This is a genomic window from Caldimicrobium sp. SLHALR3, assembly GCF_058692735.1.
Genome location: NZ_CP182484.1, coordinates 191,481 through 213,788 on the forward strand (window position 1 = coordinate 191,481; position 22,308 = coordinate 213,788).

16 protein-coding genes, 3 tRNA genes and 1 CRISPR repeat array are annotated in these 22,308 nt (G+C 34.1%); of the genes, 2 read left to right on the forward strand and 17 right to left on the reverse strand.

Annotated features, from left to right (window positions below; genetic code table 11):
• Nucleotides 1-248 precede the first annotated feature (248 nt).
• The gene (locus tag ACLGLP_RS01080; protein WP_492113099.1) at nt 249-1,373 is read left to right on the forward strand and encodes a cytochrome-c peroxidase; all 1,125 of its coding nucleotides are present in this window, start codon (nt 249-251) and stop codon (nt 1,371-1,373) included.
• Nucleotides 1,374-1,453: 80 nt separating this feature from the next.
• Here ACLGLP_RS01080 and ACLGLP_RS01085 read toward each other — a convergent pair whose 3' ends face one another.
• From ACLGLP_RS01085 to cas6, 9 genes are all read right to left on the reverse strand, one after another.
• A complete protein-coding gene (locus ACLGLP_RS01085) occupies nt 1,454-3,091 on the reverse strand; it encodes a C40 family peptidase (RefSeq protein ID WP_492113100.1) in 1,638 nt (545 codons plus the stop codon).
• Nucleotides 3,092-3,239: 148 nt separating this feature from the next.
• The gene (locus ACLGLP_RS01090) at nt 3,240-4,457 is read right to left on the reverse strand and encodes an ISNCY family transposase (protein WP_492113101.1); all 1,218 of its coding nucleotides are present in this window, start codon (nt 4,455-4,457) and stop codon (nt 3,240-3,242) included.
• Between the two features lie 309 nt (nt 4,458-4,766).
• Nucleotides 4,767-8,197: direct repeats of the CRISPR family, unit length 30 nt; unit sequence GTTTCAATTCCTTATAGGTAGGCTCGCAAC.
• A gap of 216 nt (nt 8,198-8,413) precedes the next feature.
• The gene (locus ACLGLP_RS01095; protein WP_492113102.1) at nt 8,414-9,241 is read right to left on the reverse strand and encodes an RAMP superfamily CRISPR-associated protein; all 828 of its coding nucleotides are present in this window, start codon (nt 9,239-9,241) and stop codon (nt 8,414-8,416) included.
• Nucleotides 9,228-9,593: a hypothetical protein gene (locus ACLGLP_RS01100; RefSeq protein WP_492113103.1), complete on the reverse strand. Its 366-nt coding sequence runs from the start codon at nt 9,591-9,593 to the stop codon at nt 9,228-9,230. The genes ACLGLP_RS01095 and ACLGLP_RS01100 overlap by 14 nt, the downstream gene beginning before the upstream one ends.
• A complete protein-coding gene (locus ACLGLP_RS01105; protein ID WP_492113104.1) occupies nt 9,574-10,719 on the reverse strand; it encodes an RAMP superfamily CRISPR-associated protein in 1,146 nt (381 codons plus the stop codon). The genes ACLGLP_RS01100 and ACLGLP_RS01105 overlap by 20 nt, the downstream gene beginning before the upstream one ends.
• Nucleotides 10,709-13,936, reverse strand: a complete 3,228-nt coding sequence (locus ACLGLP_RS01110; protein ID WP_492113105.1) for a CRISPR-associated protein Csx11 — start codon at nt 13,934-13,936, stop codon at nt 10,709-10,711. The genes ACLGLP_RS01105 and ACLGLP_RS01110 overlap by 11 nt, the downstream gene beginning before the upstream one ends.
• Nucleotides 13,914-15,032, reverse strand: coding sequence for an RAMP superfamily CRISPR-associated protein (locus ACLGLP_RS01115; RefSeq protein WP_492113106.1), 1,119 nt, complete (start codon nt 15,030-15,032; stop codon nt 13,914-13,916). Before ACLGLP_RS01115 ends, ACLGLP_RS01110 begins: the two co-directional genes overlap by 23 nt.
• Nucleotides 15,025-16,155 (reverse strand): type III-B CRISPR module RAMP protein Cmr1, encoded by a 1,131-nt coding sequence (gene cmr1 / locus ACLGLP_RS01120; protein WP_492113107.1) that lies wholly within the window; start codon nt 16,153-16,155, stop codon nt 15,025-15,027. The genes ACLGLP_RS01115 and cmr1 overlap by 8 nt, the downstream gene beginning before the upstream one ends.
• A 124-nt stretch (nt 16,156-16,279) precedes the next feature.
• Complete coding sequence (cas6, locus tag ACLGLP_RS01125; RefSeq protein ID WP_492113108.1) at nt 16,280-17,038, reverse strand: CRISPR-associated endoribonuclease Cas6; 759 nt, start codon at nt 17,036-17,038, stop codon at nt 16,280-16,282.
• 170 nt (nt 17,039-17,208) lie between these two features.
• Here cas6 and ACLGLP_RS01130 point away from each other — a divergent pair, with 170 nt between their 5' ends.
• Nucleotides 17,209-18,444: an ISNCY family transposase gene (locus tag ACLGLP_RS01130; protein ID WP_492113109.1), complete on the forward strand. Its 1,236-nt coding sequence runs from the start codon at nt 17,209-17,211 to the stop codon at nt 18,442-18,444.
• A 52-nt stretch (nt 18,445-18,496) separates the two neighbouring features.
• Here the strand turns inward: ACLGLP_RS01130 and ACLGLP_RS01135 are convergent, their stop codons facing one another.
• The 8 genes from ACLGLP_RS01135 to ACLGLP_RS01170 all read right to left on the reverse strand — a co-directional run bounded on the left by ACLGLP_RS01135 (nt 18,497) and on the right by ACLGLP_RS01170 (nt 22,167).
• On the reverse strand, nt 18,497-18,799 hold the full coding sequence (locus ACLGLP_RS01135; RefSeq protein ID WP_492113110.1) for an IS110 family transposase: 303 nt from the start codon (nt 18,797-18,799) through the stop codon (nt 18,497-18,499).
• A gap of 480 nt (nt 18,800-19,279) precedes the next feature.
• On the reverse strand, nt 19,280-19,630 hold the full coding sequence (locus ACLGLP_RS01140; RefSeq protein ID WP_492113111.1) for a hypothetical protein: 351 nt from the start codon (nt 19,628-19,630) through the stop codon (nt 19,280-19,282).
• Nucleotides 19,623-20,258, reverse strand: a complete 636-nt coding sequence (locus tag ACLGLP_RS01145) for a SatD family protein (protein ID WP_492113112.1) — start codon at nt 20,256-20,258, stop codon at nt 19,623-19,625. The genes ACLGLP_RS01140 and ACLGLP_RS01145 overlap by 8 nt, the downstream gene beginning before the upstream one ends.
• A 422-nt stretch (nt 20,259-20,680) precedes the next feature.
• A complete protein-coding gene (locus ACLGLP_RS01150; protein WP_492113113.1) occupies nt 20,681-21,229 on the reverse strand; it encodes a tyrosine-type recombinase/integrase in 549 nt (182 codons plus the stop codon).
• Between the two features lie 57 nt (nt 21,230-21,286).
• Entirely contained in the window at nt 21,287-21,751 is a 465-nt protein-coding gene (locus tag ACLGLP_RS01155; RefSeq protein WP_492113114.1) for a tyrosine-type recombinase/integrase, read from the reverse strand.
• Between the two features lie 142 nt (nt 21,752-21,893).
• A tRNA-Thr gene (locus ACLGLP_RS01160) sits at nt 21,894-21,966 on the reverse strand.
• Nucleotides 21,967-21,982: 16 nt separating this feature from the next.
• A tRNA-Ser gene (locus ACLGLP_RS01165) sits at nt 21,983-22,074 on the reverse strand.
• Between the two features lie 18 nt (nt 22,075-22,092).
• Nucleotides 22,093-22,167 (reverse strand) — tRNA-Gln (locus tag ACLGLP_RS01170).
• Nucleotides 22,168-22,308 lie beyond the last annotated feature (141 nt).

Consider the following 22,308-nt stretch of genomic DNA (forward strand, 5'->3'; position numbering starts at 1 on the left):
CACCCACGGTCTTCTATGACCAACAAAATGACGCCCTTTCTGTCCTTCCTTTTTAACCCTCTTGTAAAGATATACCCATTTTATAGGTAATATGCGATATACCCTTTGGGGGTAATATACGACAAAATCCCTTTGCAATAACAGCAATAACAAAAAGGTCTTGACATTTTAGAAGTCTTAGGTTAAAATTTTTTTAAAAAATTTCTTAGGTTAAAATTTTTTTAAAAATTTATAAAGGGGGGTGAGGTATGATGAAGGGATGGAAAAGGGCGTTAGGGGTTGCTTTGGTTGGCTTAGGTGTTGCTGGTATGAGTTATAAGTTAGCCGTAACCGCTGATAGTGATAATGCCCTGCTTGAGCAGGCTCGGCAACTTTTTAAGCCCATACCTGAAAAGCTTGAAGAAATTCCTTACAAGGGAGTAAAGCTCACTCCTGAGTTAGTAGAGCTTGGAAAATACCTCTATTTTGACCCTCGTTTATCTGCCTCTCATCTTATCAGCTGTAATACCTGCCATAATGTGATGCTTGGTGGAACAGATAATGTGGAGACCTCTATAGGGCATGGTTGGCAAAAGGGTCCAAGAAATGCTCCTACGGTTTTTAATGCTGTCTTTCATACTGCTCAATTTTGGGATGGCAGGGCCAAGGACCTTATGGAACAGGCCAAAGGTCCTATTCAGGCCTCAGTAGAAATGAATAATACCCCTGAGAGGGTCATTGCAACCCTAAAGAGCATTCCTCAATATGTAGAGATGTTTAAAAAGGCCTTCCCAGGAGAAAAGGATCCAATTACCTTTGACAATGTAGCCAAGGCTATTGAAGCCTTTGAATCAACCCTTATTACTCCTAATTCAAGATTTGACAAATTTCTTAAAGGGGACACCAAGGCCCTTACTGAAGAGGAAAAGAAGGGCTTAGAGCTTTTTATGAGCAAAGGCTGTGCTTCCTGCCACAATGGAATTACCCTCGGAGGCCTAAGCTATGCACCCTTTGGTCTTGCTCAAAAACCAACCCCTGACCTCCTTGCAGGAGATAGAGGAAGATATAAGGTAACCAAAAGCCCAAGTGACGACTATGTTTTTAAAGTACCCTCTTTAAGAAATGTAGAGCTTACTTATCCCTATTTCCATTCTGGTAAAGTTTGGAACCTTGAAGATGCAGTGGCAGTTATGGGCACTCTTCAGTATGGAGTAAAACTTTCTGATGATGAGATCAAAAAGATTACAGCCTTCTTGAGAACCTTAACTGGAGAAAGGCCAAAAATTGAAATTCCCCTTTTACCCCCAAGCACTGATAAAACCCCCAAACCCATAATTACTGCTCAACCTGCTAAAAAGGGAACTACTGAAAAGAAATCTTTAAAGAAAAAGTAGAGCTTATATAGACAGGAGAGGGGTTCGTCCCCCTCTCCTACTTCTTAGTTATTCAAATTTCATTAGTCTTCTAAGTAGTCTTAAAATAAGGTATCTTGTGAAGCTTTTTCCTGGTTTTTGCCCTTTTCCCTATTACTTCTTAGATAATCCTGAAAGTATTCAAGAACCTCTCCGTTTAAAACTCTTTTGGCCCCAGCATAGCGCTTTTTGTAATAGGGGTCATCCAGAGAGTCAATGGAGATTCTTTTTCTTGAAGAAGAAATGTGAATGAATCTATTGTCTCCAAGATAGATTCCTACATGAGAAATCCGGTTACCTCTTGTTTTGAAGAAGACGAGATCTCCTGGAAGAAGTTCCTCTTTTTCGACAGGGATTCCTACCTGAAACTGTTCAACAGAACTTCTGGGAAGTTTAATTCCAAGCTCTTCATAAACAAGCTTTACAAAGGCAGAACAATCCAAATAACCTCTTCCATTTCCCCCAAGGCGGTATCTGTTATCTGCAAAGTTTGAAGAAATCTCAATAAATTTCTGCATAAGGGCCTTTTCTTCCTCTTTTGTAAGCATAGCAGGGGTAAGATAATCTCTTTTCTTTAAAAGACTCTTTTCAAACTTTTCTGAAAGGCTTTCCTCTTTTTCTTTTTCAAGGCCTTTAGGTTTTTCAAGGACAAAAGGAGTTTCTTCTAACTTGGCTACCTGTGGGATCTTTAATTTTTGTCCTACAAAAAGGATATCACTCTGAAGGTTATTAATTCTCTTTAATTCTTCAAGGGGAACTCCATACATTAAAGAAATGCGATAGAGGGTTTCTCCCTCTTTTACCGCGTGAAACTTATAGCCCTGAGTGGAGATTTCTTCACTAAAATTCTCTACTTCTTTCTCTTCTGAAAAGTTCTCCTCAATAAACCCTTGGGTACTTTCAACCTTTACAAGAAGTTTTTGCCCTATTTTAAGAGAATTTCTTTTTAGGTGATTGAGAGTCTTTAACTCTTCAACAGACATTCCATATTTTCTGGCAATACTAAAAAGAGTGCCCCCTTTTTTAACGGTGTAATAAATCTCCTGTTTTTTCTCGCTCCTTTCTTCCCTTAGTAGTCCAGCTTCCAAGGATAAAGTTTGAGGCTTAGGAATCCTTAATTTCATTCCTGGTTTTAAAGCTTTGGGATCAAGATGATTATACGCAAGGAGCTCCTCAACCTTTATTCCATACTTTTTGGCAATCCTAAAAGGGGTCCCCCCTTTCTTTACCTCATGAAAGACTTCGCCTTCACCAGAAAGATCTCCCTTGTTTTTTTCTAAGATTTCTTTGTTCGAAGCTATTTCTCCTTTAGGCTCCTTTTCTTTTATCTTACCTTTTACTGGGACTTTAATCATCATCCCTAGTTTTAAAGCCCTTGGATTAATAGGATTTACTGAAAGAAGCTCTTTCACATCTATACCATATTTTTTAGCAATTTCTTTTGGGGTATCCCCTTTCTTGACTTCATAAATGATATAGCGAGCCTCTTCAGGTGAAGAAGTTGTAGGGGTTTTAGAAAAGGTCTTTTCTTTTTTCTTGCTAAGGGGCTGAGACCCTTGAGCTTTAGTTTTTTTTGAGCTCTTTAGGGTATGAGCCCTGGGTTGATTTTTAACTTTTTTTGAACCTTTTTTGGTTGCGGACAATCCATTTTTCGTAAAAAGGAAGAGAAAAAAAAGAAAATGGGCAAATAAATAAACCATATATTTTTAAAAGGTTTTTTCTGCATTTTTACAAAAAATTTTCTTTTTTTATTGAACTATATAACGGAAAAATTTCAAAAAGTCAAGAGGGAAAAAGCATTTTGTTATTGCAGAGCGAAAATGTCACCCTAATTGCAAGGGCAAAATGTCACCCTCTTTTTTTAATCTTCCTTTTTATCCTAATTTTCTTCTTTTGACAAGTCTTCTCATTCTTTCCCAACTCCTCATAAGGAATTACTTCCCCACTCGGATGATAAATCCTATAACTCCCATCAAAAAATTCCCTCACTTCTACCTTCACCCCAGAAAGTCTCAAACTCATCTTCATAGGCTTAAGCTGTAATATCTTCCCCTCAACCGAAATAGTAAAATCCTTATTCACCTTCCTCTCCATCCTCCGACTCAAAATCTCTTTAAGATTCTTTGGAGCTCCCCTCCATCCCTTCTCCTTACCTACTGCCTCAACTCCAAAATTCTTGTTATACCGTGGAAGAAAAATCTCATTAAAATATTTAGTAGCACTATCTGCGTCTTCTATCCCTTGTAATTCAAGCTCCTTTACTAAACGATCTTGCAAAGTCTTGAAAGTCCTCTCTATCCTACCTTTAGCCTCTCCCCTATGAGCATAAATAAGGCCTATACCTAATTCAGCCATGGCTAACTGAAAAGCAGTTGGATTTTTAGCAAATTGCTTAACATGAACACCTTCATGTCTTATGGTAATAAAAATTGAGTGACGGTCTAAATAAAATTTTTGAGGAACTCCATATCTGGAAAAGACTTCATAGCAAAGCTGAAAATAAGCCTGAACACTTTCTCTGGGGACAAAAAGGCCATAAAGCATTTTTTCTGTGGCATCATCCAGAGCAAGAACCAAGGTACTTTCCTGATTGTTAAACCAGGGATGTAGAGAACCATCCAGGAATACGATTTGTCCTTCTTTTTCAGAACGAGGGCGTCGTTTTCTTCTTTTGTATTTGGTGCGGTTAGGTTTAGTTAATCCAGCTTTAATAAGCCAAGATCTTACAGTTTCTCGGGAAAGATTTATGTTGTGTTCTTCTTTAAGAAGATCGGTGAAGTGGGAGATATTTAGGTTATGGTATTTGGATTTAAAGAGATGAAGGACTTGGTTTTGAATTTCTTTTGGGTAAGCATTAGGTGGAGTGCGTCCACAATTTTTGTGTATGAGAGCCTTTGGACCTAATTCTTTGACTTTTTTCTTAAGGCGTTTAAGGTGTCTAAGGGAGATGTTTAGGATTTGAGCAGCTTCCTTAGAGGGGATTAAGTCCTCTATAGTTTGTTGAATGATGTGATAGCGCTGAGCGTATTTCATAAGCCATTCCTCCTTTTTGGATGAAATTCTCATAGGCAATCCTCCTTAATAAGGACTTAGCCTATGAGTTTACCAGAGGGGTGACATTTTAGCTTTGCAATTAAGAGGTGACAAAAATCGCTTTGCAATAACAGTTATGACCTTAAAAAACTTGAAAAAATTGTAAGGGAAGAGCTTGGAGAAGAGGGCTTAATTGATTTACAGGGATTTTTATACCAATATGCCCCTTAACCTTTCCTTTCTTTTTCATAAATTCCTTTCTTTATCAGATCTTAAAAACCTTTATTATACCTCTGGATATAAAAATTAATTTTATTTTTTAAAAAAGAACGGAAGAGGATTGTTTCAATTCCTTATAGGTAGGCTCGCAACACTTTACCCCTACCTTTTTGCCTTACCCACTTGTCCCAGTTTCAATTCCTTATAGGTAGGCTCGCAACGCAAAAACTGGAAAAATGACCTTATAGACTATATATAGTTTCAATTCCTTATAGGTAGGCTCGCAACAATTTCCTCAATTTCCTTTTGGTGTAGATGTGCCAGCGTTTCAATTCCTTATAGGTAGGCTCGCAACAAAGAAAGCTTACAGAAATATGTTGAAAAAGAAACCAAGTTTCAATTCCTTATAGGTAGGCTCGCAACTTGCAAAAAAACGACAAGACCATAAAAGATTTGGATATGTTTCAATTCCTTATAGGTAGGCTCGCAACAGTGAAAACGATTTCACTCTGGTTTCACTCTATTGAAGTTTCAATTCCTTATAGGTAGGCTCGCAACTGAATACCTTTCATATACTTCCATCTATTCTTCCACGTTTCAATTCCTTATAGGTAGGCTCGCAACTCTGCTAAGTCTGGATAATTGTCGTAAAAGTATCTGTGTTTCAATTCCTTATAGGTAGGCTCGCAACGCCTAATCTATGTCAAAAAGAGCCTTAAGAAAATCTAGTTTCAATTCCTTATAGGTAGGCTCGCAACACCTCGCCAAACCGAACATCCAGAACATTTTACTTGAGTTTCAATTCCTTATAGGTAGGCTCGCAACTTCGGCGATTGTTCGTTCTGGTCTTGGAGTTCGTGAAGTTTCAATTCCTTATAGGTAGGCTCGCAACCCTTTGTATTCTCCTATCTTGTAGAGATACGGGAAAAAGTTTCAATTCCTTATAGGTAGGCTCGCAACACAGTGCAGTAGAAAAGTAAGTAAGGCGTGGGTTGAGGTTTCAATTCCTTATAGGTAAGCTCGCAACTCTGCTAAGTCTGGATAATTGTCGTAAAAGTATCTGTGTTTCAATTCCTTATAGGTAGGCTCGCAACGCCTAATCTATGTCAAAAAGAGCCTTAAGAAAATCTAGTTTCAATTCCTTATAGGTAGGCTCGCAACTGAATACCTTTCATATACTTCCATCTATTCTTCCACGTTTCAATTCCTTATAGGTAGGCTCGCAACTCTGCTAAGTCTGGATAATTGTCGTAAAAGTATCTGTGTTTCAATTCCTTATAGGTAGGCTCGCAACGCCTAATCTATGTCAAAAAGAGCCTTAAGAAAATCTAGTTTCAATTCCTTATAGGTAGGCTCGCAACACAGTGCAGTAGAAAAGTAAGTAAGGCGTGGGTTGAGGTTTCAATTCCTTATAGGTAGGCTCGCAACAGGAGATGAAAGATGATTAAATGCGTGCTTTGTGAGTTTCAATTCCTTATAGGTAGGCTCGCAACTAGTTACTGATCCTTTATATCCTCTTGCTCAAAAGTTGTTTCAATTCCTTATAGGTAGGCTCGCAACCGACGGCGTATTGCCAAAAAGAATTTGTCTTTTGTCGTTTCAATTCCTTATAGGTAGGCTCGCAACTCAACCTGATCAAGCCCCCAAAATACCATCGTCCTCTGTTTCAATTCCTTATAGGTAGGCTCGCAACAGGATTAGAGACCCTGAAACTGGAGAGGTTGTTTTTGTTTCAATTCCTTATAGGTAGGCTCGCAACCCCTCCCCCCGAAGAGGTGCAACTTCTTTACACTGCAGTTTCAATTCCTTATAGGTAGGCTCGCAACACGGACGCTGAACTCATCGGCTACATCAATGATGGGGTTTCAATTCCTTATAGGTAGGCTCGCAACGAAGGAAACTTGAATAAAAACCAAGCCTTATGAATGGTTTCAATTCCTTATAGGTAGGCTCGCAACACAATCAAGGTCGCAGAGATAATAAGGATAAGATATGTTTCAATTCCTTATAGGTAGGCTCGCAACCTTTATTATTCTGGGAGAATTTGATCTTTTTGAAGAGTTTCAATTCCTTATAGGTAGGCTCGCAACTTGTTTTTACTTTTTAAAAAATTTCAAAAAATTTTTGTTTCAATTCCTTATAGGTAGGCTCGCAACTCTTTTTGAAGACAACATTATTTACGACTTTAAAGGTTTCAATTCCTTATAGGTAGGCTCGCAACCTTTATTATTCTGGGAGAATTTGATCTTTTTGAAGAGTTTCAATTCCTTATAGGTAGGCTCGCAACCAGGATTGATGCGAATCAACCGCAATGCGAGGAACGAGTTTCAATTCCTTATAGGTAGGCTCGCAACGAATTACCGTATATTTTTCTGATGGAACGAGTGCTTAGTTTCAATTCCTTATAGGTAGGCTCGCAACTTTCTCACAGCTTACCACAGGAAAACTGATAATCCCGGTTTCAATTCCTTATAGGTAGGCTCGCAACACGGCTGAATAGCCCTCTTCTGGTCAAATATGTTGATTGTTTCAATTCCTTATAGGTAGGCTCGCAACCAGGCTATTGACGGTGGCAAGTGGGAGAATGCACTGTTTCAATTCCTTATAGGTAGGCTCGCAACTGCTTTAAAGATCGCTGGACTTTCTGAAACTACGAGTTTCAATTCCTTATAGGTAGGCTCGCAACCTGCAATTCAGGGTCTTGAGTGGCGTGCAATAAGGGGTTTCAATTCCTTATAGGTAGGCTCGCAACGAAGAAAAAAGTTTTTGAATGGGAAGAAGAAAAAATGTTTCAATTCCTTATAGGTAGGCTCGCAACGCATAAATTCTGTTTTCAACATTTTCTACATAGCTCCAGGTTTCAATTCCTTATAGGTAGGCTCGCAACCAGTTCTTCTTCCCATCTATCTATGCTTGTGTCAAATAGTTTCAATTCCTTATAGGTAGGCTCGCAACCCACAGTAAAAACCTATTCTATATCAAGTAAGGACTGTTTCAATTCCTTATAGGTAGGCTCGCAACTGCAAATTCTCTCTTTAAGTCATTCCACAAAAGATAAGTTTCAATTCCTTATAGGTAGGCTCGCAACTGCACCTCCTCTTCAAGTTTTTGAAGCTCTTCGTGAGTTTCAATTCCTTATAGGTAGGCTCGCAACATTGAAAAAACCTATAGAATTTATTAAAAAAATCTAGTTTCAATTCCTTATAGGTAGGCTCGCAACTTTTACGTAGCCTTGACCCGTGGCAGGCAGGAGATGGGTTTCAATTCCTTATAGGTAGGCTCGCAACTCTCATATCTGCGTCAAAGTATTTTTGTAGATGAAAAAGTTTCAATTCCTTATAGGTAGGCTCGCAACCGGGATTGCAATTTGAGGCATATTTAAGAGATGGGAGTTTCAATTCCTTATAGGTAGGCTCGCAACACAGTGAGATTTTAGGAGATTTGATAAAGAAGATGAGTTTCAATTCCTTATAGGTAGGCTCGCAACACGATCTGTGGACTTGAAAAAAGAAGAGGATAACATTGTTTCAATTCCTTATAGGTAGGCTCGCAACCCGTTAAAAGGTTCGTCAAATCTAATTATAAAGTTCTTTACCAAATTTTCAAAGACCTTCAATCTTACCGGTTATTTTACCCAAAACTCATTGATTCGTCAAGAAAAATTGCCTTCGTCTAACCCCAGCACTTTTTACCTTATTCCACATCGACGAAACTAATTAAATGATTTTGGATAAAATTAATGCCAAATTTCTTTTATGAGGTTAAAAAAATTATTTATCATTTTTAATTAAAATTCCCTTATAGAGCCTCAAAGTCAAGCCCTCAACATTATCTAAAATTTTTGACCCAACACTAAGACAAAACCGAGAAATTTTACATTCAGGTAAATTCTTTAAAAAATCAAATTCAGCAATTAGACGAATCTCACCATCATATCTTTTACTATTCAACGATTGTAGGTCAACAAAATATGGCAATGATTTATTTTCTTTTATTTTTATTTCACAATCTTCTAAAAAAAATTCATCTAAAGTGTTATCAATAGAAATTTTATCTACAAATTCAAGTTCTCCATAGCCATATCTACAATCTGCTCCCAGATAAATTTTCAACTTATGAAAAAATTCCTCAAAATTAGATATGGTAGGTTCAACATTTATTATGCCTATCCAGTACAGATTTCCTGAGGTAAAGTTCTCTATTTTTTGTTTAGGTTTAGGTAAAATAAAATCAAGTTCATGTAAGCTTTCGTCCTTTGCGCTTCTATTTAGAGGTATAATAGCAGTGTGAACGCTTGTATCCACGAAATAATATCTAAATTTTTCTTCAGAATAATCTCCAAGATAAAATTCACCATCTTTATACTGTGGCTTTAAAATATTTTTTCCATCAAAACTTGGAAAAAAGTTTGATATTTGCTCAAAATATGTTTTTATATCGTTAGGATTTTTATTATATTTCTGAGCATACATATTTGTTAAAGCACCCCACATCGTTTGGCCAGATATAAAAATATCCGTTTCTTTAACAACTCCCCATTTTGAAAAGCCAACATGTATCGGCTGATTCTGTTTGAAAATAAGCTTATACCAACTCATCATTAGTCTCCATAGCTCTTGCATGATACCTTGCATATATGAGCGTTTTTTCTAACAGATGTTTAAGAAAGAGGAGCTTGTGTAAATCATGAGATATATTTTGAAAATATTTTTCAAAATCTTCTTCTGATTTTTCTTTTACAAATTTCATTACACTTAACAATTTATTAAATAAATTGCCTTCATCTATGTCTTTTTGTGATTTTGCCCAAACCCACATTGCATAAACCCCATCATTTGCCAATACACCAAGAAGTTTATCTATCTTATTTCTATCTAAAATCTTTTCATTTACTATTTCAAAAGAAATTCTACTAATAACTGCTTCTAAGTTATTGATTTGGTTGCTCATCAGAGCCTCCTTCTTGGTTGTCTTTATTTTTACATAAATCTGTATTTTCAAATTCTATTTTTAATCTTCCAAATCCTCTTGTAGTCATACCACCAATCCCAAGTGTTTCATAGTAATGTTTACTTTTTAATAATGCAGAAAACAATTCCTGACAAGTTGGTAATGGTTCTAATTTTTTCTCTATCTCAGAAAAAGTTTTTTTATCAAAAATTCTAATATCTCCGTAAAAGATAGTTCCTCTTGGGATTGCTTCTGATGTAAATAAAGCTCCTTCTTTGGCTGCACCGGTGATTGGGTCAATAGATACAGAAGTTCTAACCTCAAGATTTGAATTTATTATTTGAGAAAATAAATATTCTGAAACTATTATAATATCTTCTGGTTTTAGTTGGAAATTTCCAAATTTGAAATAACTTAAATCAGAAATACTATGACTTCCTTCAACTTGTAAATATAACCAACCTAAATTTAAATACCCCTCATCACCGTTTTTTGTTTTTATTTTATTTTGATTTGGTTCAAGTTCATTACCTAAACCCGTCTCTTTTAATTTTGAAACTGTCGTTATCCATTTTGTTCCTTTAATGGTAAAAACCGGGAAAAATAATATTTGCAAATCACTAAAAAACAACATACCTTGCCAACTTATATCTTTTTTAGAAAATCCGAATCCCTTACATACAATACAATACCCGCAATGACCGGTTTTTCCTTCTTTGTTGGTTGCAAAAACAGAATTCTCCAACTTTTCATTTGGCACATTGTCCTGACCAGCACAGGTTATTTTCATAACTTGATTCCCAATAAAACCTTTCCAATCATTAGGTGGATTATTTTTCCAATTAACTTTTTCTAATTTTTCACTAATAGTATTTCCTTCACTTTCTTTTATTTCATCCCAACTCGGTTGCTTATTTTTTATATCTTTCAATGCCTCCAGCACAACATAATATCTCCAAGTTCCTGCCAAACTGCTTCCCGGAATTTTAGGAATATTTGTTATAGGGTCTCTTACGATTGTATTATCAACTCTTCCTATTGTATATCCACCGGTGCCTATATAAATTGGGTCTGTTGCAAGAGCGTAAATTCTTATTGTTTTAACTAAATCATTACTATTGCTCATATCTTCCCTCCTTTAATGCTTTATACCAGAATTCAAACATATCAATAAAAAGTTTTATCTTTTCAGGATTTATTTTTTCAACGAGTTCTTGATAAATGTCTTTAGTATGGTCTAAATCATAAATGTCCTGTAAATATCTTTTAGCTTCATTATTTTTGTTAAGCTCTAATACATTAATTAAAACAGAAGCCAAAATTGGATTAAAATCTCTTTCATAATTTTGGAGTTTATCATAAAAAACTTGAATAACTTTGTGCAGTTTAGAAGGATTTAATATTTTTTTAAATAGTTCTCTAAACTTTTTAAATTTTTTCCAGTATATTTCAAGCTCGTAGGGTCTATTAGATTTAAAATCTAATGCTCTTCTATAATTTTTATCTTCATCATAATAAATATCATTTCTTCTTGTATTTGTATCAATAAACTCAAAATCAAAAGTATTGGGTATAATCTTAACTTTTGAAGAAAGAGAGAATTTGTCTATTGTGCTTATCCAGTATTTCCAATTTTTATCAGGTTTGATATAAAAGCTATACTCTTTGTCATCTAAGTTATTAAAATAAAGTGAGTAATAACTCTCTGTATTATTTATCTTTTCCTCAGTTTTGACACAGCTTAATTTTTCTTTTTGAAGTTGACAGAACTTACCTGTATCTTCATTAATCCATAATTTATTTGTATCTCTTACATCTCTCCTAATTTTTCTTAAAGCTTTTAAGTTTATATATACTGGTTTTTTATAATCTGATATTACAACTCCAATATGAAGTGATAACTTTCCATAAACATATTTAAATTCTTTATTATAAAGTTCTAATACATTATCTATAAGAGTTGATAGATAACATGCTGGTATAATTACTTGATAATTTACAGGTGATATATCTGTTATTAGAGTATAAGGTTTATAGGAATGGATTTCTGAAATATTCTTTATATCTAAATTTATTTTAACAATTTCATCTTCTTTTGATTGCTTATCTTCAAAATATTGTTTTAGCTCTAAAGTATTATCATTTAAGTATTTCATTAACTCATCTTTATTTGATAAAATCTCATTTAAAAACTTAATACTTTCTTCATCTTCTTCTTTTTTAATTGCATTTTTAACGGCATTATTTCCAAATTTTTTTAAAAAATCCCTAATTGAAGATATTAAATAAACTCTAATTTTAGTTCTATCTTCATTGGGCTGAGCCCAGAATAATAAACCATTACCCTCTAATTCTTCACCTGTGGGTTTGATATTGCTATTATAATCAACTTCCCAAACCAATCTCTTTTTTCTCCATTCCGGTATTTGTAAAATAGCATCTAAATTTTTATGTATCTCTTCAAAAAATTCTTGTGTAGTTTCCCAAATTCTTCTAAGCCTTGCCGGTGATGGATTCTTTCTTAAAAGGAATTGGAGAATTAATTCTGATAAAAATTTTATATCATCATCATTTAATGAGTTCCAATTTATTGTTCTATTATTAAAATCAATAAGATTAGGGTTAGATAACTTCTTTTTTATAAACTCTTCCCATTTGTGTCCAATAGAGCGTTGTAAAATGATATTTAAAACAAAATCTTGAAGATTTAAATTTTTTATTAGAGCTTTGTCGACATATTTTTTTAAAATTGTATCTTTTAATTTTTTTTGTCTTCCGTTATTTGTTTTTAAGTCATTTACCAAATCATTCAAGGTTATATTCCAGTTGAGTTTATTAATGAATGAACTATTCAATAAATCACCACTTAACCAGTCATTAAGTTCAAATTTAAGAGAAACATAAGCAAGCCTATCATTGTTATCTTTTATTTCAGTAGTCCATATTGTTTCACCTTTTATATCTGCTAACCATTTTGAAATCTGTTTATGATGTATTCTATCATCGCAAATCTCACAAATTGTTGGAGAGTTTCTTTTTTCTTTATCTTTTTCATAAATTAGTCTTATTTGACAAATAGGGCATATACCTATAGCTTTTCCACTATCTGATTTTTCTAAACATAAATCTAAATCTTTCTTGCTGAAATCTGCTTTTAAAAAGTTTTCTTTTGCTTTTTCTAAAAGAGTTGATAAGTTCATTAAACCTCTTGAAGCTTTGGTTAAAAAAATAGCCGGATAAAATTCATCATCAGCTTTATTTTTAAATATTTTAAGAATTTCGTCTTTTAGTTCTTTTAATTCTCCTTTCAATTTAGCTAAATTGCTATCAGCTATATCCTCTCCTATATCTTCACCCACTATAAAATAAATACCCGTTTCATCTCTGTATATTTCATTTCCTATTGGATAATCTATTTCTAAAATTTTTTTTATTTCATTATCTATTTCTTCTGATATTTCTCTATACCATCTGATAGAGGCAAGCTTAAATCCTTTTTCTGCTAATCCCATTTTATCATATTGAATTCCCAAAATACGCCATTTAATTGAAGATGGATTATTTAGATATCCTGATAGTTTGCTATTATCAATAATAAGCTGTGCTAAAACTGCTTTAAACATTGAAGCAGTCATATAAGCCTGGTCAAAAAGAGTTACATCATTGACTGGGAATCGACTATCACTCAAAAGGTGAGAATACCAATCTTTAAGCTCTTTAATTATAAAATTTCTTATTTCTTTCCAATTAGGATTTGCGTAATAGTTATTGTTATATAAAAATCTTGATAAATTCATAAAAAAGCATTGTCTTCTTTTATCAAAATTAAATTCATTTATTTTTTCTTTAAAACTTCCAAAGGCATTGGCAAGCCAAAGGCTTGATTTTAATTGCTCAGTTGGAGAACCTTTATCTATACCAGAGTTTATGTTCTCACAACCTCTGAAAAATATTTTTTTTATAAAATCTTTTCCTTCTTCAATATCTTCTAAAGCATCTCCTTTAAAGAAATTTACCCATTTTATTTCATTTTTTCCTTCAACATTAAAAGGAAATTTAACTTTTTCATTAAAAACATAATCTTTTAATCCAAATTGTTCCAACTCATATTCAAAAGGTGATTTTCCCAATGTCTGATCTAACTCATAGTACTTTTTATAACCTGTAAAAGGTTGATAACCATACATACTTTTAAAGGCATTATCATCCACTGAAAAATAAATTTCACCATTTTTTTCTTTCCAAAATCCTATATGAGTTTTTCCTAAATTAAATAATAAGACTCCTATTTCTGCTTTTAGAATTTCATCTCTATATTGTTTAAGAATTTCTATTACTCTCATCTTTCCATCCTTCCGGAATTTCTAAAACAGAATTTGTATACACCTTTTTATCTTCTATTTTAAAAGTTCCCCAACCTAATTTAGTTTTAGCACCAATTCCCTTATCTTTAAGATTTTCTAAAGCTTCTACTAAATTCTTTAAATCTTCCTCAGCCTCTTTTTTTAAATCTTCATCATTTTTTAATATTCCATCAAAAGGTATATAAATAAGCTGAAATTTGCCTTTTGTTTCTTTAGGGACTACTTCATAATGAATTGGCCTTTTGCCGGCTCTTTTTCTTCTATCGTGTGGGTTTATTATTTCAAGTGATAAGCTATCAAAATATGTGGGATAAAAAATTGCTCTTCCTTTATGAGTTTGAAATTCCGGTGGAAGTGAAGTTAAGCTTTCAATCTTTTTAGATAATTTTTTCTTTAAAATATCAATAAGTTCTTCTTTTGTTTGTATGCTATTTATATATTTTATATCATCTCTATTAATTTTTAGTCCCAACTCAAAAAGCATAAAATTTAACAACTTTTCTTTAGCATCTTCTAACTTTTTGCTTTTGTCAAAAATATAACTTTCAATTACTTTTATATTTTCTGAACCGGCACCGAATATTCTAAGAAAACTTTCTATTTTCTTTCTATTATTGTTCAAATTATCCATAAAAAGTTCCCTAAATGCATGAGCTAAAGCTCCCTTCCAGGATGACCCCCTAATCATCGGCACTTTAAAATTTTTCTCTTTCAATACCGGATTCTGTATAATATAAAACTCATCATCATCTTTTGAAAAGTAAGGCATTTTTAGTTCAAATTCAAACCATATTGCAAAAGAATATTTAGGCAATTTTTTTATATATTCTTGAAGCTCTGCCGGATTTTCATAAATACCTGAAATTTGTTTTATAGCTTTAAAATCATCTTTAGAGCTGTTTGATATAAAACTTTTATATACATATCCATTATTTTTTAACCAACCCTTAAATTTATTTAATATCTCACTTTTTTTATTAAGATTTCCATATTTCAGGTTTAAAAATTTTTCTTCAAAAACTAAATTGGCATTGTTTATATTTATTTTTTCGGCGAAAAAATCAAACTTAGCCATTATTTCTACCTTCTTTTTCAAGATTTAGTAATCCTGCAATTGATAAAAACCCACCTTTTAAATTTCCATTTTCTTCATCAATAAAAGGTAATATTTTTGAACCTTCACTAAGTTCCCCACAAAATTTATGCCTGAAGTTATCCCATACTCCTCTATTATTTTGATTTGAATTAGGTCTTAAGCAGTTTCTTAATTGTGCTTTATATTGGAGAAGATTTTTTATTAGTGTAGTATAATCGCCAGCTAAATTTTCAAATATACAAACTTTTATTTTTAGTGGTATATTTTTAGTTTTGACTTCAAATTCTCTTTCATTCTTGCAATAAAAAGACTCAACATCCAAAAAAAATTTTAATGTTTCGTAATCTACAAAATTTTCATAAGAACTCTTTTCAATAAAATTGTTTAAATCAATATCAATAATTTCATTTACTTTTATGTTAGTCAAGGTATTTGTTTTCACCTCTTCAACTCTCAACCTTCCATATCCTATATTCCACCTACCACCCCAATAGCCATATTTATCCATAAATGTAAGGAGAAGATAAAATATACTATCTAAGATATTTTCTTCAACTAAAAACTTGACTTGAAATTTACCGTAAAAATAAGGTTTTTTGAAAAAGAAAACTGACCAATCATTATTTCTTCTTTTAGGACAATCATCATTTTCTTTTATTTTAGAAGTTTCTTTATTTATACATATTCTGTTAGGCAAATTTAATTTATTACCAAAACAATAATCTTCTATGGGTTCTATCTCTTTTATCTCTATTAAACTTTTCCAATTTGTTGTTCCAAAAATTATGGATGAAATAGGAATTTTTTGTTTTTCTAAAAGATGCTTGATAATTTCTTCTATATTGTTTCCACTTTTCTGGATGAAATTTTTTAATTCTTTTCTATTTACTTCCTTTTCAAATCTTCCTTCTTTAAAATTAACTATTTTATTATTCTCTTTTTCTATCTTCAAAACTCCACCGAAATACATTAAAACTTCAAACCAAAACCTCAAGCTTCCAATTAAAGAAGAAGGTCTGATTTCTTTATTATCTTGCCAAGCATCACCTGTCCATAAAGGAGTAATTGTTCTAAATGTCACTGAAATTTCTTTTTTGAGCATTGTAAACCTCCAATTTTAACTAAGCCATAATGTTTTTTTTAAAAAAGTCAATACTATGAGAATTTTTTAAAATTCAAGTTTCAATTCCTTATAGGTAGACTTGCAACTCTTTCAAACACCTTACTCATTTTCTTCCCTCCCACACCTCAATACAGCCAACCCCCTGGGAGTTCTTTGCGCCAAGTCCTGCTTCAAAGGCAAGGGGAAAAAGTTGAGGGGGTAATGAAAGCTCATACACTCCATCCCAGCCCTTAATCACCGTCCCTTTATATATCACAATCCTTTGATTGCGAGAGCTTACCTTAAAAGGCTTAACACTTCCTGAAAAAGAGGCCTCCTCTCCTGTTAAAGCTCTATACTTTTTATTGAGATTTTCAATAATCAGAGTTTCAAATTCCTCTTCAAAGGGGCTGTAATAATAGGTCTTCTTCTTACCATTTGGGGCACTAAGAGTGCTGTAAACTGTTATAGGAGAAAGGGCGCTTACCAAAACCTTTTCCCTGTAAGAAGGGGACGCCTCAACTGCAATAGATTCTATTAAAAAGGGCTCATCCCCAAGCTTTATGATTTCTGCCTTTATTAGGTGATTTGCCATATTCTGAATAAACTCCTTTAAAGGTGATCCTATTATTAATATAATCGGGCTTGAAAAGAAAATCTGACCTTTTTCTATTCTTGGCTTTTCAATAGGAATTAATCTTGAAAAAGTAAAGAACTTAAATTTTCTTCTTGACCCAGGGTCTTTAAGTCCCTCTTCGTGAAGTTGGGTAGCAAGATATTCATCAAGATAGCGATAAATAAAACCCTGAATAAGTTCGTTGTAATTGATAGGAAGGATTACTGGAGAATCTTTATCAGCCTTAAAGGTAATCTTGAGCCTCAAGGATAAAGCTCCAGGGCTTTTTACTTTATTAAAAACATTTAAAAATTTTTGTCAAGAAGAATTAAATGTGTTTGTTAATGCAGGGGACTTTGTCACCTCTTAATTGCAAAGCTAAAATGTCACCCCTCTGGTAAACTCATAGGCTAAGTCCTTATTAAGGAGGATTGCCTATGAGAATTTCATCCAAAAAGGAGGAATGGCTTATGAAATACGCTCAGCGCTATCACATCATTCAACAAACTATAGAGGACTTAATCCCCTCTAAGGAAGCTGCTCAAATCCTAAACATCTCCCTTAGACACCTTAAACGCCTTAAGAAAAAACTCAAAGAATTAGGTCCAAAGGCTCTCATACACAAAAATTGTGGACGCACTCCACCTAATGCTTACCCAAAAGAAATTCAAAACCAAGTCCTTCATCTCTTTAAATCCAAATACCATAACCTAAATATCTCCCACTTCACCGATCTTCTTAAAGAAGAACACAACATAAATCTTTCCCGAGAAACTGTAAGATCTTGGCTTATTAAAGCTGGATTAACTAAACCTAACCGCACCAAATACAAAAGAAGAAAACGACGCCCTCGTTCTGAAAAAGAAGGACAAATCGTATTCCTGGATGGTTCTCTACATCCCTGGTTCAACAATCAGGAAAGCACTTTAGTTCTTGCTCTGGATGATGCCACTGGGAAGATGCTTTATGGCCTTTTTGTTCCCAGAGAAAGTCTTCAAGCATATTTTCGTCTTTGCTATGAAGTCTTTTCCAGATGTGGACTCCCTCAAAAATTTTATTTAGACCGTCACTCAGTTTTTATTACCACAAGACATGAAGGTGTTCATGTTAAACAATCAGCTAAGAATCCAACTGCTTTTCAGGTAGCCATGGCTGAATTAGGTATAGGCCTTATTTATGCTCATAGTCCAGAGGCTAAAGGTAGGATAGAGAGGACTTTCAAGACTTTGCAAGATCGTTTAGTAAAGGAGCTTGAATTACAAGGGATAGAAGACGCAGATAGTGCTACTAAATATTTTAATGAGATTTTTCTTCCACGGTATAACAAGAATTTTGGAGTTGAGGCAGTAGGTAAGGAGAAGGGATGGAGGGGAGCTCCAAAGAATCTTAAAGAGATTTTGAGTCGGAGGATGGAGAGGAAGGTGAATAAGGATTTTACTATTTCGGTTGAGGGGAAGGTATTACAGCTTAAGCCTATGAAGATGAGTTTGAGACTTTCTGGGGTGAAGGTAGAAGTGAGGGAATTTTTTGATGGGAGTTATAGGATTTATCATCCGAGTGGGGAAGTAATTCCTTATGAAGAGTTGGGAAGGAATGAGAAGACTTGTCAAAAGAAGAAAATTAGGATAAAAAGGAAGATTAAAAAGAGGGTGACATTTTGCCCTTGCAATTAGGGTGACATTTTTGCTCTGTAATAACACTATCGGAAAATAGGGTAGAAAAATGTTAAACATGGCAAACACCTTCCACCGAAATATGCTTTATTCCTCTTGTAGAAGGAGCAACCAATTCAGGTTTGAAAGTTTCTCCTTTTCTCAACATTGCAAAAATTACTCTTAGTGGAATGTGGTATCTGTTGGAGGATTCCATAACGATAGTTACGGGGTTAAGGGTGTGAAGGATGGAGAGAAAATCTCGGAAGCCTTCAGGGGAGTATGGGAAGGTTCTTTGGCTGAGAATCTGAGCTTTTTCATTGATAATGCAGAAAGTAAAGGAGTTTTTGGATACATCAATACCGACATAATACATAGGCTACCTCCTTGTTATGGGAGTTTTAGTGAAATAGTCCCTCACCCCATCCTCCCGTGTGGCAAGGGCTTTAGAGCCCAACCAACTTATTCGGAGTGGAGGGACAAGGGGACAGACTCCTTTACGGGCTTCAAAGCCCAGAAAAAATGGAGTTCTTGTCCCTCCTTTTTTTAGAACTTTGAAACTTAACCATAGTTATATTATAAACTAATTTATTGCAGGAGATTCCTGCTATCAGACTTGGGAAAAAATATTTGATTCCTGCTGAAGTTTTGTACTTGAAAAATCCTTCTTTTCAAAAAAATTTTTAAATTTAATTACCCTTTCTTTTTCTTGAATTTTTTCTTGAATTTGTCTCTGAGGTCTCTTTTTAAGGTTTCAGGTTCTTCAAGAACCGAAACAGCTTTTTTTGAGAACATCTGGACGCCTCTAAAATTTTTTTCCTTTAAAAAAGAAAAAGATTTTGTAGCTTTATACGCATTATGGAGTGAGAGTTAAGAAAAATTTTGTGACAATGCCTGTGAAGATGCTGAATAAAAAGCTTGCTAAGGTTCCAATTAAATAATATTCCGCAAATTCTCTGTTTTTTAATTCTTCAAATCTGGCGATAGATTTAGCTGTTAAAACTATACCTATTGCTGTATACTCTCCAAGCAATACAAAAGTTAATATGATAGCTCTTTCTAGAAAACCTATAATCGTGCCTGCTTTTTGTATCCCAGATTCTTTAAATATTAAATTATTAAACTTTTTTAAAATTAAAACTACAAACCAATATCCTCCCAAAATTCCAATTACATAACCTAAAAGTATAACGACAAATTTATACATACCAATCTTTTAAAGAACTTAATAATTCGTTTAACTTTTCTTCAGCTGCCTTAATTTTTTCATATTTGATTTTTTTGAAAGTTTTGTAAATCATTTGTTTTGATATTTTTTCAATTTTAGCAACCCTTTCATAACTTTTAAGTTCTTCATAAAGAAATACTCTTCTGTAATGTTTATCTTTCCAAAAAGATTTAAGGGTATCTATCAACATCAAAATAGTGTTTAAACAACTATTTAAACTTTCGCAGGGTGTAAGATAGATTATTGATTGATTACTACGTTTAGCCCTTTCTATAGCTTCTCTTGCTCTAACAAAACACTCTCCGTCCATTTCTCCAATTTGTTCATAAATGGGGGTGCTAATTCCTCCTATACCTATTCCGAAGCGGAACTTTACAGGATACATTTCTTTCTGGATTTTTTTAATTATTTCATAGCTTTTTTCTGGATTTTTTAAAAGCCCTTGAAATTCGTCTCCAAGAACGATAGAAAAATTTACCATAATGAAATCTTTAAAGCTTTCATTTATCACTTTTAAGGTCTTTTTAAGTTTTTCCTGCACTTCTCCTCTTTCATTAAGCTCTCTTGATTTGATTATATCACCAATAATAACCGTATAAAGATTCATAGCATAAACATTATAAGGTTTACTTTTTAAATGTCAACCCTTATAGGTTGACTAAGGCTTTCACCAGTAAAACTTTACAGCTTTGATACTTTACCTTTTTGTATTTTTACTTGTTAAAGGAGGAAGTATAGGTCTTGGTGTAAGAGGTATCTTTTGCGAAGGATTCACAAATATGGCGTTTTTTGAAAAAGTGCCCAATTTTTTACTCGAGTAAAAAATTGGGCACTTTTATTGATTTTTTGGGCTTACTTGGAATTGAGTTTATGCCTTTTCAAGGAGCTTTTATTATTTGAGACTTCTTTTAGGATCTTTTCTTTTGTAAATAGGTTTCAAAACTGACAACTTTACGTAAACTTATCTGAATTTTCTTTCGTTTTAGTTTCTCTGTCAAGAATAGATACAGCCTTTCTCAGAGTATCAGGTCAGAGATGGCTGTAACGAAGAGTGGTTGAAATCTGAGAATGCCCGAGAAGATCTTTAATCTGCTGAAGTGGAACTCCTTTCATGGCAAGCCAGCTTGCAAAGGTATGTCTGAGATCGTGAATCCGGATAGTTCTGGGAAGTCCTGCCTTCTCAAGGGCACGCTTGAACGCACGCCTGAATTCAGAATCAGAATGAGGGGAAACTCTATCGGTCTTATCCGGATTAAATCTTTTAAGTCTTTTTTCAAGCATTTCAAGAACTGAATCTGAAAGCACCAGAACTCTTTCTCTATTTGCCTTTGAATCTGGAAGATATGCAATCTCGGCTTCCCAGATGATGTTTTCCCATTTCAAGGAGAGGGCCTCACCAAGTCTTGCACCCGTCATAACAAGAAAATAACACAAATCATGATAGGTTTCTGAAAGGTTTTCAAAAAGTCTTTCAAACTCCTCTCTTGTGAGAAAGGTCCATTTATCTTTGGGCTCACGAAGCATATCAATTTTACCTTTTAAACTATGCTCTTTCAGATACCCCCACTTTACAGCCATTGTAATCATGTGACGCAAAAAAGCTACATATCTATTTATTGCACCGTTGCTGTATCCCTAAGCTTTCATTTCCTGCTGGAACTTTGCAACCTCACGAGGAGTAATTTCAGAAAGTGTCTTTTCACCAAAGAATTCTTTAAGTTTTTTCCATTTTGAAACCCGTTCTGTGACTGTGGAGTGCTTTTTGTGATTAATTAACCAGCTGTAATATTTGCTCCAAAATACTTTTAATTTTACAAATTTACCCTTTTCACTCTCATCTATTCCCAGGAGGCTTGAAAGATTATCATCAATTCCTTTAAGTTTCTTTGAAAGCTTTAATAATTCCTGTTTCTTTTTAAGCTCGTAATAAACCTGCTCAGCTAACCGATAGTCCTTGAAAAATTTCCGAATTACAACCCCTTCTATGCTGATTCTGATATACCAACCCTGAGCCCTGGACTGAGGAGAACCACAACGGGAACACCTCTTTTCCAGCTCCTGAATGGTTGCCCCACAAGAGCATCTCCAGAATAGTCCCATACCTATAATATTGGTAAACAAAGTCCCAAAGGTCAAAGGCAAAAAAGGACAAATATTTCAACCCTGGGACAATTTTTAAATGGCACATTTGGGCACATTGACTGATTCTTAGAAGAATAAGCTTTGAAAGGAAGAATTATCAAGCCGGCGGAGGGACTTGAACCCTCAACCTTGGGATTACAAATCCCACGCTCTGCCGATTGAGCTACGCCGGCAAATTTAATATAAAAACGGAGGAGGCGGGATTCGAACCCGCGGCACGAGCTTTTCGCCCGTGCACTCGCTTAGCAGGCGAGCGCCTTCGACCTCTCGGCCACTCCTCCACTTAATTTTTTAAAATTTGGTTCCGGGGCGTGGATTCGAACCACGATTCTGGGAGCCAAAGTCCCATGTCCTGCCAGTTAGACGACCCCGGAACTCTTCAACTTCATAAAAAATATAACATCTCTTTCTTTTTTGTAAAGATTTTCCCTATTGACTTAATTTACTAAGTAATAATAATATCTATGCCAAAAAAAGTAAAAAAACTGTATTAAATGACCCTTCCCATAATAATT